Origin of the sequence: Shewanella sp. MEBiC00475 (assembly GCF_005234075.1) — a bacterium.
In the GTDB taxonomy this organism is placed as follows: Bacteria; Pseudomonadota; Gammaproteobacteria; order Enterobacterales; family Shewanellaceae; genus Shewanella; species Shewanella polaris.
Window position 1 is genome coordinate 383408 of sequence record NZ_CP039928.1, and the last position, 15618, is coordinate 399025.

Genomic DNA, 15618 nt, shown 5'->3' on the forward strand with positions numbered 1-15618 from the left:
TGTTATCAACTTTGAGGTTGATTTAAATACAATTAAAACTATCTTTTTAGCTACCACTTACCAGAATAATAATCATTTTTTCTTATCTTATGGTACTGATTTTCCTCAAGGCGATGGTAATATAGCCTTCACAGTAGAATACAACACCAAAGAGCAATTAAAGGCATTTAGTCACTCACCAAGAAACATAAAGTACATTGGTCTTACCAAGTTAACAGTCTGTAATAATGGTTTCATTCTACTAACGATTACAGTTAAGCCGCATTAACCGCTCATAAATAAAGCGATTTCAGTTATCATCACGTCAATATCCGTAATCAAGCTTTATATCTGAATACAGGTATTTTCGATTCGACATGTTATAGCAAGTTATATTGCCAAAGTGATAAGTCGTAAACGCGAAAAGAATCTAAACAATGAGTTAGTGATATACAAAGACTCAATACCCTATGGCATGTAGACCTATTTAATGGGAAAACTAAACCTCAAAAAACTAAGGACCATTGCACTTACGAGATAACCTTAACGATGATAACGATTCACGTTAAGGTAACTGTATTTTCGAATTATTTATGTCAACTAACCTATTCAATTAGGCCTTAACAATTCTGCTTGCTGCAATGTGATTAGTCACTAGTCACAAAGAAGAATGAACTAAGAGCTAACTACATTGCCTTAATCCTTAGTTGAACATCAATTATTAAAGCAAGAGCATAAACTGCGATGCTTTTAAATGAATGTTAATGGCCTGTGCTACTCTTAATTCTAAACAGATTTGTTAAGCAGTTAACACTTTTACCATTCAATTAACAAAAGCCGCCGATATCGTCACTAAGTTATGCTACTATTACTGCATGGACAAATGGTCTTACCAATTTAAATAAACAACAACGATTAGCGTCATTACAGAAAACAGACCGAACACTTCACCACAAAATGACGCATATGATGTAAACAGTTCAGTCTAGCGAATAAACCTAGATCACAGAATGTAAATACTCAACGGATAGCATCACCTCGAATACCTAGGGATGATACCCGTAGATAATCAACCAGAGGGTTAAGTGAATGACAGATAAAACCGAACTATTTGCCAACGCGTGGGAAGGTTTCGTAGCTGGCGATTGGAAAACAGAAGTTAACGTACGTGACTTTATCCAACAAAATTACACTCCATATGAGGGTGATGAATCATTCTTAGCTGGTGCTACTGATGCCACATTAGCTTTGTGGGACAAAGTCATGGAAGGCATCAAGCAAGAAAACCAAACTCATGCCCCTGTCGATTTCGACACCGAAATGGTTTCAACAATTACCTCTCATGAAGCTGGTTACATTAATAAAGACCTTGAAACCATCGTTGGGTTACAAACTGATGCACCATTAAAGCGTGCCATGCTACCTAATGGTGGTATTCGTATGGTTGAAGGTTCATGCAAAGCTTATGGTCGTGAACTTAACAGTGATGTTAAATATACTTATTCTGAACTGCGTAAAACTCACAACCAAGGTGTTTTTGATGTCTATACCCCAGAAATTATGGCTTGTCGTAAATCTGGCATATTAACGGGCTTACCTGATGCTTATGGCCGTGGCCGTATTATTGGCGATTACCGCCGCATTGCTTTGTACGGTATTGACTACCTAATGCAAGATAAGTTTGCTCAATTCAGCTCTTTGCAAGCACAGTTTGAATCTGGTGAAGATTTATCAAGCGTGATCCAATTACGTGAAGAAATATCTGAACAACATCGTGCGTTAGGTCAAATGAAAGTGATGGCGGCCAAATATGGTTGCGACATTTCGGTACCCGCAAAAAATACTAAAGAAGCTATCCAATGGACTTACTTTGGTTACCTTGCTGCAGTCAAAAGCCAAAATGGCGCGGCAATGTCATTAGGTCGTACTTCAACTTTCTTAGATATCTTTATTGAACGAGACTTAAAGAGTGGCGCTATCACAGAGCAACAAGCTCAAGAAATGGTTGACCATTTCGTGATGAAATTACGTATGGTGCGTTTCTTACGTACACCAGAATACGATGAGCTTTTCTCTGGCGACCCAATTTGGGCAACTGAATCTATCGCGGGTATGGGTCTTGATGGTCGCACTCTAGTGACTAAATCTAGCTTCCGTTTCTTACATACTTTATACAATATGGGCCCAAGCCCAGAGCCAAACATTACCGTATTGTGGTCAACTAAATTACCACAAGGTTTTAAAAGCTACTGTGCAAAAGTATCAATTGACACTAGCTCAATTCAATACGAAAACGATGATTTAATGCGCCCAGACTTTGAGTCTGACGATTACGCCATCGCTTGTTGTGTTAGCCCAATGATTTTGGGTAAACACATGCAGTTTTTCGGTGCTCGCGCTAACTTAGCAAAAACCATGTTATATGCCATTAACGGTGGTGTTGACGAAAAACTGAAAACCCAAATCGCGCCAAAAGCAGACCCAATTACAGCCGATGTTCTTGAGTTTGATGATGTCATGTCACGTCTTGATGGATTAATGGACTGGCTTGCCACGCAATATGTGTCTGCACTAAATGCGATTCACTTTATGCATGACAAATATTCTTACGAGTCTGCGTTAATGGCATTACATGACCGCGACGTACGCCGCACAATGGCTTGTGGTATTGCCGGCTTATCAATTGCTGCCGATTCATTATCAGCAATTAAGTATGCTCAAGTTAAACCTATTCGGGACGAAGACGGCATCGCTGTTGATTTTGATATCCAAGGCGACTATCCAAAATTTGGTAACAATGATGCTCGTGTAGATGACATTGCTTGCGACTTAGTTGAACGCTTTATGGCTAAAATTCGCGATAAGAAAATGTATCGTAATGCGATTCCAACACAGTCAATCTTAACCATCACTTCAAATGTAGTATATGGTAAGAAAACCGGTAACACTCCTGACGGTCGTCGTTCAGGCGCACCATTTGCTCCCGGTGCTAACCCAATGCATGGTCGTGATGAAAATGGTGCTATTGCTTCTTTAACATCAGTGGCTAAGCTCCCTTTTGCCCACGCACAAGATGGTATTTCTTATACTTTCTCTATCGTGCCAAATGCATTAGGTAAAGATGACAATGGCCGTCGTACTAACTTAGCGTCGTTGATGGACGGCTACTTTTTAAGTAGACCAAACCGTGAAGGTGGTCAACACTTAAACGTTAACGTCATGAACCGTGAAATGCTAGAAGATGCGATTGTTAATCCTGATAAATATCCGCAATTAACCATCCGAGTATCGGGCTATGCCGTTCGCTTTAATGCGCTTACTCCAGAGCAGCAACAAGATGTTATTACGCGGACATTCACTAAAGGTCTGTAGTATCTGTTAAATTGGCTGTATCGATGTTTTAGTCATTATCGATACAGCCTTTTTTATAGACATGTAAGGAACAACAATGACGTTAGGTCGCATACATTCCGTGGAATCATTTGGCACCGTTGATGGTCCAGGTATTCGCTACATCGCTTTTATGCAAGGTTGCCTTATGCGCTGCCAATATTGTCATAATCGTGATACATGGGATCTTGATGGCGGTAAGGAAACTTCTGTTGATGAAATAATGAGTCAAGTCATTGCTTATCAACCTTTCTTAGAAGCCAGCGGCGGTGGTATCACAGCCAGCGGTGGCGAGGCCATTTTACAAGCTCAATTTGTGAGTGAATTATTTAAAGCCTGTAAAAATCAAGGCATACACACTTGTTTAGACACCAACGGTTTTGTCCGCAAATATGAACCTGTGATTGATGAATTGATCGACAACACCGACTTAGTATTACTTGATATAAAACAAATGGACGATACTAAGCACATCGAGCTGACTAAAGTCAGCAATCATAGAACATTACAATTTGCACAATATCTGACTAAACGAAATATAAAAACTTGGATCCGTTATGTCGTCGTCGCCGGATTTACCGAAGATGTTGAATCTGCCATCGCATTAGCAGACTTTATCAAACCGATGAGTAATGTCGAAAAAGTTGAATTATTGCCATATCACCCGTTAGGTGAACATAAATGGCAAGCCTTTGGTGAAACGTATACTTTGGCGCATATTTCACCACCAAGTAATGAAATAATGCAGAAGATTCAGCAGGTTTTTGTCGATAGAGGTATTAATGCGACATTTTAATGATAACAAACATAAGCATAAGTAAATTAGTAACCGTTTATGTACAGGATGAATTATAATTCATCCCAAAAACTTTGATCCAAACGTTCAAAGGCCAGCTTCAAAATAGCGGCCATATCTAAATAACAGGCACTTGGGCCTAAAGGTTGGCAATATGTCCCCATATCAGTCAATGTTGAACTGAGTTGATTGCCCCAATCAAATAACGATAAAGGCAATGGATGGCGCGCTCGCCAACCTAGCCATAATAAGCCTTGCAATGGCAGGCTGATGAAAAACAACAACATAGTTAATGCTTGTGGTAAATAATCCCAGCCAAAAACATACAGCTGGCTGGCCGTAACCACTAATGCCAACACTGGCATTGCAACAATAGCTAATTGAGTTGCTTTGACAACACGGTACTCTGGGAAATAATACCCTAGTTGCCTAACCATTGGCCAAGTCTTCATATAACGTTGACCATCGCCAAGTAGTTTAACCAGATTCATGTTCAATATTAAGCTACCTTTACTGCTTAGGACGTGAGTGTTACGTTTATATAATACAGTGTCATGCCAAAAATGCACTGGTCGATTTGCCACTATGTTAAGTTAACTTATCAGTTGCAAATCCCCATAAGAACAACAAAGTGTGATGTTTAAGCATGCTCATAAACCTTAACAGAAAATAAAATTGTATAATTTATTTAGTTTTATCGACTTAGAAGGCGTTAACATGTCAGACAAATTAGTGCTCGTAATCAACTGCGGTAGTTCATCATTAAAATTTGCCATCATTGATGCTCAATCAGGCGATGAACAAATTTCTGGTTTAGCAGAATGTTTTGGTTTAGATAATTCTCGCATTAAGTGGAAATTTCATGGCAACAAACACGAAGCCAAACTAGGTGCATTTTCATCTCACCGCGAAGCGGTAGAATTTATTGTTAATGATATCTTGGCAGCACAACCGCAATTAGCGGAGAGTATTCAAGCCATAGGCCACCGTATTGTTCATGGTGGAGAAAAGTTTACCCGCTCAGTTATTATCACACCAGAAGTCATTCAAGGTATTGAAGATTGTGCATCACTAGCACCTCTGCATAATCCAGCACATTTAATTGGTATCCGTGCCGCGATAGCCTCTTTCCCAGATTTACCACAAGTTGCAGTATTTGATACCGCATTTCACCAAACCATGCCTGAAAAAGCCTATGTTTATGCCCTACCTTACAAATTGTATCGTGAGCATAGTATTCGCCGTTATGGTATGCACGGTACTAGCCACTTTTTTGTCAGTCATGAAGCGGCAAAAGTATTAGGTAAAAACATTAACGACACTAACCTTATTTGTGCGCATTTAGGTAATGGTGCATCAGTAACTGCTATTAAAAACGGAATAAGTGTCGACACATCTATGGGATTAACCCCATTAGAAGGTTTAGTCATGGGCACACGTTGTGGCGATATGGATCCATCTATTGTTTTCCATTTAGTTAAGCAACTCGGTTATACTCTTGATGAAGTCAATAACCTGTTGAATAACCAAAGTGGATTACTTGGTATTTCAGAACTCACCAACGATTGCCGCGGTATTGAAGAAGCTTGTGAATACGGGCACAAAGGTGCCACATTAGCATTAGAGATTTTTTGCTATCGCTTAGCCAAATATATCGCCTCATACACAGTGCCATTAGGCCGTTTAGACGCTATTGTTTTCACTGGTGGCATTGGCGAAAACTCAGATGTTATTCGCAAGAAAGTGCTTCACTTATTGGAAATCTTTAACTTCAAAGTTGATGAGAGCTTAAATAAAGCCGCCCGTTTTGGTCAACAGGGGATCATAACCAAAGCTGATAGCCCTATCGCTATGGTGATACCAACCAATGAAGAATGGGTCATAGCTAAAGATGCAATCAAGTTGCTTGTTACTGAAGAAGCAAACTTTGCCCTATCAAATTAAGTTTATTTATATGAACAAAACCTACAAAAGAGGTTGTCATGTCTCGTAATATTATGCTTATTCCAATTGGTATTGGAGTAGGATTAACGTCTCTGAGTTTAGGGATGGTTCGTGCATTAGAACGTAAAGGCGTTAAAGTGCAATTTTTTAAACCGATTGCACAAATTAGGTCGGGTGATACGGGTCCAGAACGATCGACAACTATTTTAAGTACTTCTCCAACGGTCAATCCGCTAGAACCTTATACAATGGTACATGCTGAAGCGTTAATCCGCTCAGAGCAAATAGATGTCTTAATGGAACAAATTATTGCGCGTGCCGCAGACTGTGCCGACAATACCGAAATCCTCGTTATTGAAGGATTAGTACCAACACGTAGCCACCCTTTTGCTGATGACATCAACTATGAAATAGCCAAAGCTCTCGATGCCGATATTATTTTCATCGCAACCCCCGGAGTCGATACGCCGAATGGCTTAATGAATCGATTAGAAATTGCCTATAATTCATGGGGTGGGCACAAAAATAAGCGCTTAATTGGCGCCATAATCAATAAAATTGGTGCGCCAGTCGATAGCGAAGGCCGCACCAGACCAGACTTATCTGAAGTTTTTGATGACAAAAACATCAAAAGTATTGATAGCTCGGACATGTTCCAACTGCCAGGTAAGAGCCCACTGCGTATTTTAGGCAGTGTGCCATATAATTTAGAACTCATTTCGCCACGAGCATCTGATTTAGCAAAACACTTAAATGCCAAAATCATCAATGCCGGTGAAATGCATACTCGCCGTATGCGCCGAGTGACTTTTTGTGCTCGCAGTATTCCGAATATGGTTAGTCATATCAAAAACAACTCATTGTTAGTGACTTCAGGCGACCGCTCTGACGTAATAGTGTCAGCCTGTTTAGCCGCCATGAACGGCATTAAAATTGGTGCCCTGTTACTGACTGGCGGCTATGAACCAGAACCCGCAATTATGAAGCTGTGTGAACAAGCTTTTGAAACGGGCTTACCGGTATTTTTAATTGAATCAAACACATGGCAGACCTCACTCAACATACAACGCTTTGATCACGAAGTACCTGTTGATGACGCCGTGCGTATTGAACGATTACAAGAGTATGTTGCCAGCCATATTGACCAAACATGGATTGAAAGCGTCACTCAAGACTCTCCTCGTGAACACCGTTTATCGCCACCAGCATTCCGTTATAAATTAACAGAGCTCGCCCGTGCTGCACATAAAACCATCGTGCTTCCTGAAGGCGAAGAACCTCGAACAGTTAAAGCGGCGGCAATTTGTGCTGAACGTGGGATTGCTCGTTGCGTTTTACTTGGTAATCGTGAAGAAATTCTACGCGTAGCATCACAACAAGATGTTATTTTAAGCGAAGACATCATCATTATTGATCCTAAATCTGTGCGAGAAAAATATGTTGAACCTATGGTCGAATTGCGCCGCAACAAAGGATTAACTGAAGTCGTTGCCCGCGAGCAACTAGAAGACAACATGGTGCTTGGCACTATGATGCTTGCACAAGATGAAGTTGACGGTATTGTTTCTGGCGCCATTCACACCACTGCACACACTATTCGCCCACCACTGCAATTGATCAAAACAGCACCGGGTTCAAGCTTAGTATCATCGATTTTCTTCATGCTGATGCCAGATCAAGTGTTAGTGTATGGTGATTGTGCTATTAACCCCGATCCAAACCCTGAACAGCTAGCTGATATTGCGATTCAATCAGCAGAGTCAGCCAAAGCCTTTGGTATCGAGCCTCGCGTTGCGATGATCAGTTACTCAACGGGTACCTCTGGTACTGGTTCAGATGTTGATAAAGTGCGCGAAGCCACACGAATTGCTAAAGAAAAGCGTCCTGATTTAATCATAGATGGCCCATTGCAATACGATGCAGCTGTGATGCCAAATGTGGCGCTTTCTAAAGCTCCTAACAGCCCTGTTGCAGGTAAAGCGACCGTATTTGTGTTCCCAGATTTAAATACGGGTAATACAACATACAAAGCGGTACAGCGAAGTGCTGATCTAATCAGTATCGGGCCCATGCTTCAAGGTATGCGTAAACCGGTAAACGATTTATCTCGTGGTGCATTAGTCGATGATATCGTCTACACCATTGCGTTAACCGCCATTCAAGCGGCACAAAACAGTGCAAAATAATATTCGAAATATCGGTCTTCAATAGATCCTAATTCGTATAATTGACCACGCAAAAAGCACTGATTATTATCAGTGCTTTTTTGTATATGCCTGTTGTCGGCTGATTTATCTTACCTTTAAAGGAATTTGCTAAAATCCTTATTTTTACAAAATGCAGCGAATGTATTTGAGACACAAAAAAACGCTATCCAATCGGATAGCGTTAATGAAGAGCTTTATGTTTCAACCAAGCTAAAAATTATTTTTTAGCTTTTTTCTTAGTTGATTCACTTACCCATTTACCGCCTATAAATTTCGAAGACCAGCCAGTGGCTTTGCCGTCAACTTCAGTAGCAACATACTGCTCTTTAGTTTTACGGCTAAATTTAACCTGAGCTTTATTACCTTCATCGTCTTCCACCGGTGCATCAGCAAGAAACTTATATTTAGGCCATAACAAATCACGATACTGAACTAATTCTTCTACTAAAGGCGCACGAGTTTCTCGTGATTTAGGGAAAGTACTGGCCGCTAAAAATATTCCAGCAGCACCATCACGGAGCACAAAGTGGGCATCCGATTTTGTACATTTCAATTCTGGTAGAAAAATAGGGTCTTCTTTTGGTGGCGCAGCTTCGCCACTTCGTAACAACTTGCGAGTGTTTTTACATTCGCTATTGGTACAACCAAAATACTTACCAAATCGACCGTTTTTAAGTTCCATATTATTGCCGCAACGATCGCACTCAATAATCGGTCCTTCATAACCTTTAATCTTAAAATGTCCTGCTTCTACTTCGTAGCCATCACATGAAGGGTTATTACCACAAACATGTAATTTACGTGTCTCGTCAATGAGATAACTGTCCATTGCGGTGCCGCACTTTGGACAACGATGTTTAGCACGTAGTGCTTCAGTTTCACCGTCTTCATTGTCACCAACAGCTTCTTCACCTGGGGTTAGGTTAAGCGTAGTTTTACAACGTTCTTTTGGTGGCAAAGCATAACCAGAGCAACCAAGGAATACCCCAGTTGAACCCGTTCTAATCCCCATTGGGCGGCCACAAGTTGGACACTTAATGTCTGTTAGCACCATCTCATTAGGGCGCATACCGCCTTCATCTGGATCTAATTCAGCTAACAATAGTTGTTTGGTAAAATCACCATAAAAACCATCTAACACTTTTTTCCAGTCCAACTTTCCTTGGGCAACATCATCTAATGTTTGCTCCATGCTGGCGGTAAAGTCGTAACTCATTAGGTCTTTGAAACTGTCAACTAAACGTTCGCTAACAATCTCACCCATTTTTTCAGCAAAGAAACGGCGATTATCAACTCTGACATAGCCACGATCTTGAATGGTTGAAATAATAGTCGCATAAGTTGATGGACGTCCAATGCCACGTTTTTCAAGCTCTTTCACTAAAGACGCTTCGCTATATCTCGCTGGCGGCTTAGTAAAATGCTGTTTCGATAATAATTCATCAAGAACAAGCTTATCGCCTTTCTCAACAACAGGCAGTGTCTTATCTTCTTCGTTTTTCTTACTCATCGGTGGTTGAACACGCGTCCAACCATCAAAACGTAATGTACGACCTGATGCTTTTAGTTCATATTCACCCGCTGTCACAGTTAAACGTGTTGCGTCATACTGTGCAGGTGTCATCTGACAAGATACAAACTGACGCCAAATAAGCTCATACAAGCGCTGAGCGTCTCTTTCCATGTCGGTTAGCGATGCTGACTGAACAGCAACGTTTGACGGTCTAATCGCTTCATGCGCCTCTTGAGCGCCCTGTTTACTACCATAACGAATAGGATCTGCCGGTAAATACTTTTCACCAAACTCAGAAGCTATCATTTCACGTAAGTTTTCGACCGCTTCTTTACTCAAATTAGTTGAGTCAGTACGCATATACGTAATATGGCCCGCTTCGTACAAGCGTTGAGCCATCATCATGGTTTTCTTTACCCCGAAACCAAGACGTGTACTGGCCGCTTGCTGCAATGTAGAGGTAATATAAGGCGCTGATGGCTTGCTTGACGTGGCTTTATCTTCACGTGCAGTAACGACAAATTTAGCATTTTGTAATGCATCCACCGCCACTTGTGCTTGCGCTTCATTTATCGGTTCAAATGCAGCCGATTGAAATTTCATCACCTGCATTTTTAACGTGGCAGCCGTTGGGGTATTTAATTCAGCATGAATATCCCAAAACTCTTCTGGAACGAAAGCTTTAATTTCACTCTCACGTTCGACTACGAGGCGAACAGCAACCGATTGAACACGTCCAGCCGATAAACCACGAGCGACTTTTTTCCATAATAATGGTGACACCATAAAGCCAACAACACGGTCTAAAAAGCGACGAGCTTGCTGAGCATTAACCATATTAGTATCAAGTACCGATGGCTTGCTGAATGCTTCTTGAATTGCTGTTTTGGTAATTTCGTTAAATACCACACGTTGATACCGTGAAGCGTCGCCACCAATAATTTCCTGTAAATGCCAGGCAATGGCTTCCCCTTCACGGTCCAAATCCGTTGCGAGATAGATATGGTCAGCAGTTTCTGCTAACGCTTTTAATTCTTTAACCACTTTCTCTTTACCAGGCAGTATTTGATACTTGGCTGCCCAGCCTTTATCTGGGTTCACACCCATGCGCGCCACAAGCGCTTGCTTGTTTCTGATCAGCTTATATTTAGCTTTTTCTTCAGGCGATAATTTTTTTACTTCTGCAGCGGTTTTAGTCGCAGTGGTGCCATCAGAAGTAGACGAAGTTGGTAAGTCACGAATGTGACCTACACTCGACTTCACAATGAAGTCTTTGCCAAGATATTTATTAATTGTCTTGGCTTTGGCCGGCGATTCGACAATAACTAGCGATTTACCCATAGTTTTATTTGCGCCAAAAAGTCTCGAAATAAAGGAAATTAGGTCCATATATAGAGGGTTGAGACGATAGTTTCAAGTTAAACCCTCTTTTATATAGGTTAATAAGTCATTTTTTAATCAAATATAAAAAAATGTAAAATATAATATGCGTTTTTTGAACGTAATTTATCATTTAATGATACTTGCGAGCATATTCAGTGCATTTTTAGTCATTAATATACATCTGTACAAAATAACCACACCTTGTTAACCCTAATAGCTTAAGTATACTGGCGTTAAATTAGCGTTAACTGACATGAGCGATCACGTTCCTTTTTTATAAGTAACACAAATAAGTGCAACTACAATAATAATTATTCACAAAAATTCTCAAGGATCACAAATGAAGCATTTTGAAGCCAACTTTGATGGCTTGGTAGGACCAACTCATAATTATGCCGGATTATCATTTGGTAATGTAGCCTCATTTAGTAATGCGGCTCAAACCTCTAATCCTAAAGCGGCAGCCAAACAAGGTTTACAAAAAGCCAAAGCATTAGCCGACCTAGGTATGGTTCAAGGCGTATTAGCACCGCAAGAGCGCCCAGACCTGTATACATTGCGTCGAATTGGTTTTTCTGGGTCAGACTCAGAGGTTTTACAAAAAGCGGCTCAGCAAGCCCCTGCTTTACTTAATGCCTGCTGCAGTGCTTCTAGCATGTGGACAGCAAATGCCGCTACAGTATCACCAAGTGCAGACACTCGTGATGGCAAGGTGCATTTCACTCCAGCTAACTTAGTTGATAAATTACATCGCAGCATTGAACCTGTTACTACTGGCAATATTTTGCAGGCGACATTCAACAATGATCGTTATTTTAAACATCATCAACATTTACCTGAACACACTAGCTTTGGTGATGAAGGTGCCGCAAACCATACGCGTTTCTGTGCTGAATATGGTCACGCTGGAGTGGAGCTTTTTGTTTATGGTCTGTCAGCAACTGATCCAAACTCGCCAAAACCGACTAAATACCCCGCCCGACAAACATTAGAAGCTTCTCAAGCGGTGTCTCGTTTACACCAACTTGAAGATGAAAGCTGCGTGTTTATGCAACAAAATCCAGCAGTAATCGACCAAGGTGTATTCCATAACGACGTGATTTCAGTCGGTAATCAAAATGTGCTTTTCTACCATGAACAAGCTTTTTTAGATACTGATAATAAATTTGACGAAATCCGTCAGAAAATGAACACTAATATGCATTTTGTGAAAGTCACTACCGAACAAGTATCAATTAATGATGCGGTACGTAGTTACTTATTTAATACTCAAATAATTACCTTACCTAATGGTGAAATGGCCATTATCGCACCAACAAATTGCCAAGAAAACCCAGCGGTATTTGCTTACTTAAATGAACTAGTGACCTTAGGTACGCCGATTAAACAAGTGCGTTATTTTGATGTAAAACAAAGTATGCAAAACGGTGGTGGTCCAGCATGTTTGCGCCTACGCGTAGCAATGAGTGAACAAGAAATTACCGCCGTGAACCAAAACACATTAATGAATGAGGGTTTATTTACTAGCTTAAATACTTGGGTTGATAAACACTATCGCGATCAACTAACCGTTAGCGATCTTGCCGATCCGCAATTGATTATTGAGTCTCGTACCGCATTAGATGAACTTACACAAATATTAAAATTAGGCAGTGTATATCAGTTCCAGAGATAATTTAAACTGCTCAATTGGGTAATAAAAGGTAAAGTATTTGTAAAAGCCAACTGTTGAAGCAGTTGGCTTTTTTGTTTGTTTGTTGATGCAACAATAAAACTAAACTAATAAAACTAAACTAATAAAAAGGCGCAAAATGCGCCTTTTTACAAATTAGAATCTACTATCAAAATAACTATCGATTATAGAATAGTAATACCAATCGAAACTACTGGAGTAATCAAACCATTGGCTGATTCAACTTCAACAAGGAATACACCAGTATTGGGCTCATCTTCACCTTTAATTGTCGTGGTAAATTGACGGCCACCATTATAGTTACTGCTAGGCCAAGTATATTCACTTGAACTAACCACTGAACCTGCGGAGGTAGTAAATCTCACTACAGAACCTGCTGGCATTTGTTGATTATGTAAATCAGAAATAGTAAACGTTGCTGTAGCAGAGCCTTTACCTTCTATGACCATACTAGTTTCGCCAGAGTGAATACCAGTACTATCTACAACCATAATATCAGCTGGTGCCGAAGCAAAAGCCGTACTTCCAGACATTACCATCGTCAGGCTGCGGCGAACATACAATGACTTAGATTCAGTGACACCATCGGCACAAGCACTGTGTACTGGATCAGAACAAAGTACACCATTGTATTTGCTGTCTTTGAGATCAAATACACCATTAGCATTAAAATCAACTAACTCTTCTAGAGAACCGCCAGTCTGACCACCCGTTTGTTGCGGATTAAAAAAGCCATCTTCATTATAATCATTATAAGCATCGTTCAAATCAAATGATTGACCTGTAACGTCAGTACCCGTAAGAAATTCTGTTACTTCTGAAGCATCAAAACGACCATTACCATTGAGATCAGGGAATGACTCTTCACCTATAGCCGTAGCGGTAATAGTGGCTCGACCACCATATTTTTGACCGTAAATATTGCCATAAATATTTAATGTTGAATCATAAGATAATTCTGCATTAGGATTACGGTACATCTGGCCTGCACCATTAAGAAGTGTCTCACCGTCAGGTCGAGGTAGTTGACTTGTCCAAGTGACAGAACATGCACCATTTAGTGTTTGACATGCATCCTCAATAGAACCACCTTCTGTAGTAAAAGACACCGTTGTCCCATCGGGCACGGGGTTGTTAAATGCATCAGCCATACGCGCTGTAATGGTCACTTCTGTGCCATCTACATCCCAACCTTCGGCATTTAAAATTGTCGCAGCTAATGAGAAGCTGTCTTGGTCAGGAATACCGGTAGACACAATCAACTGACTAGATTGACTCGACACAACAGGTACGGCTTCATTATCAACAGTTGCAGTCACCCGCAAAGAAGTTGCCACGGTACCGGTAGTCACGACAGTTTGCACAATTCCATCATTGTCTGTTGTGGCTTGCAGAGGATCAATTTTAACCCCACCCACATTGGTATTTAAAGAAAATTTAACATTTTGGTTAGCAACCACATTGCTATTTTTATCCAACACTTTAAATTTAACCACTGACGCTTCTGTACCACCAGTGCCTAAAATACTAATATTTTCAGGAACGGCGGATACAAACACAATACTGCCAACATCAGCCTGGAGCACATTGATAGTACCCACTGCAGATAAGCTAATACCGCCAGCATCGGCTGTCACATTAATTTGGTCTTCACCAACGCAACCTTCTGCACGGTAGGTTGAAGTAGCAATACCATTACTTGACGACACAGGTGAGCTAATAACTGCTTGTGCAGGGCTTTTAGTTGCGCAGGTAGATGAAAAATTTACGTCCACTGGTTGGGTAAATACATTGCCCGAATCATCTTGAATAGACACTGTTACCGTTGCGGTTCCACCCGCAGATAAATCAGTTGTACTAATTTCTGCCACACCTTCAACAAAAGGTGTACCGCTACCCATAACAACATTAGTAGCCCCGACAACAACAATGGTTGAACCGGTTTCATTGGTGGACAATGTCGCTGTTGCTTCACCAGCGCCTAACGAACTGCCGGCATAAATATCTACAGTGGCCTTGCCTTGAGCATTGGTCACCGCCGTTTTAACAGGCAAATCACCGATAGGACTATCAAATGTCACAATAGAAGCCTTGGTAATACCCGTGACAGTCGCAGTTAATTTACCCGGCGATAATGTACTAATAGATTGAATAGTATTGCCCGCAGCATCGGTTAACACCAATGAAACTTGCGCTCCTCCACCGGCTACACCACCGTCACCAGTCATAGTGACAACTAATGATGCACTTGCACCTGAAGTGGTGGTCGCGGTCACTGTTGCTCCGGTGTTAATCTCTGCAGTATTGAGTTGGATTGTAGCCACACCGCTTGAGTTAGTGACGACTTCACCAGTACTGGGTGAAAATGTACCATAATCATCATTGTTGAGCGTAAATGTAACAAGGGTACTGACAGCTGCACCCGTTGAGTCTTTCACTGTTGCGGTAATGATTGCTGGTTCTGCAACCGAAACTTGAGTATTGTCGATAGCTAATGTAATTGTCGCTGTATCAGTATCGTCTCCTCCTGTCCCATCATCGGTTATACTGCCACCGCCGCCACATGCGACGAGAAAAAAAGAACATAAAAGTGCTAAACAAACTTTATATGCTGACCTCATTGTCAGGCTCCCTGTTACATTAAAAATAAACTTAAGAATTATTATAGTTACTTATACATTAACAATACGCAAATATCTTGTAACTTTAGCAT

General features: G+C 40.9%; 8 protein-coding genes. 5 read left to right on the forward strand and 3 right to left on the reverse strand.

The window, feature by feature from the left end; genetic code table 11:
- Positions 1-1068: 1068 nt before the first annotated feature.
- Complete coding sequence (gene pflB, locus FCN25_RS01680) at positions 1069-3351, forward strand: formate C-acetyltransferase (protein ID WP_137221397.1); 2283 nt, start codon at positions 1069-1071, stop codon at positions 3349-3351.
- Between the two features lie 76 nt (positions 3352-3427).
- Complete coding sequence (pflA, locus tag FCN25_RS01685) at positions 3428-4165, forward strand: pyruvate formate lyase 1-activating protein (RefSeq protein ID WP_137221399.1); 738 nt, start codon at positions 3428-3430, stop codon at positions 4163-4165.
- Between the two features lie 53 nt (positions 4166-4218).
- Here pflA and yfbV read toward each other — a convergent pair whose 3' ends face one another.
- Positions 4219-4662 (reverse strand): terminus macrodomain insulation protein YfbV, encoded by a 444-nt coding sequence (gene yfbV / locus FCN25_RS01690; RefSeq protein WP_137221401.1) that lies wholly within the window; start codon positions 4660-4662, stop codon positions 4219-4221.
- Between the two features lie 220 nt (positions 4663-4882).
- Here yfbV and ackA point away from each other — a divergent pair, with 220 nt between their 5' ends.
- Together ackA and pta are read left to right on the forward strand one after the other, a co-directional pair.
- Positions 4883-6109: an acetate kinase gene (gene ackA, locus FCN25_RS01695; RefSeq protein ID WP_137221403.1), complete on the forward strand. Its 1227-nt coding sequence runs from the start codon at positions 4883-4885 to the stop codon at positions 6107-6109.
- A 38-nt stretch (positions 6110-6147) separates the two neighbouring features.
- The gene (pta, locus tag FCN25_RS01700) at positions 6148-8295 is read left to right on the forward strand and encodes a phosphate acetyltransferase (RefSeq protein ID WP_137221405.1); all 2148 of its coding nucleotides are present in this window, start codon (positions 6148-6150) and stop codon (positions 8293-8295) included.
- Positions 8296-8533: 238 nt separating this feature from the next.
- Here pta and topA read toward each other — a convergent pair whose 3' ends face one another.
- Entirely contained in the window at positions 8534-11170 is a 2637-nt protein-coding gene (gene topA, locus FCN25_RS01705; RefSeq protein ID WP_137221407.1) for a type I DNA topoisomerase, read from the reverse strand.
- Between the two features lie 382 nt (positions 11171-11552).
- On the opposite strand from topA, the gene astB reads away from it, so the two are divergent.
- Positions 11553-12887 carry an N-succinylarginine dihydrolase gene (astB, locus tag FCN25_RS01710; RefSeq protein ID WP_137221409.1) on the forward strand — a complete coding sequence of 445 codons (1335 nt, stop codon included), beginning with the start codon at positions 11553-11555 and terminating at the stop codon, positions 12885-12887.
- Positions 12888-13069: 182 nt separating this feature from the next.
- Here the strand turns inward: astB and FCN25_RS01715 are convergent, their stop codons facing one another.
- Positions 13070-15526: a hypothetical protein gene (locus FCN25_RS01715; RefSeq protein WP_137221411.1), complete on the reverse strand. Its 2457-nt coding sequence runs from the start codon at positions 15524-15526 to the stop codon at positions 13070-13072.
- Between the last annotated feature and the right edge of the window lie 92 nt (positions 15527-15618).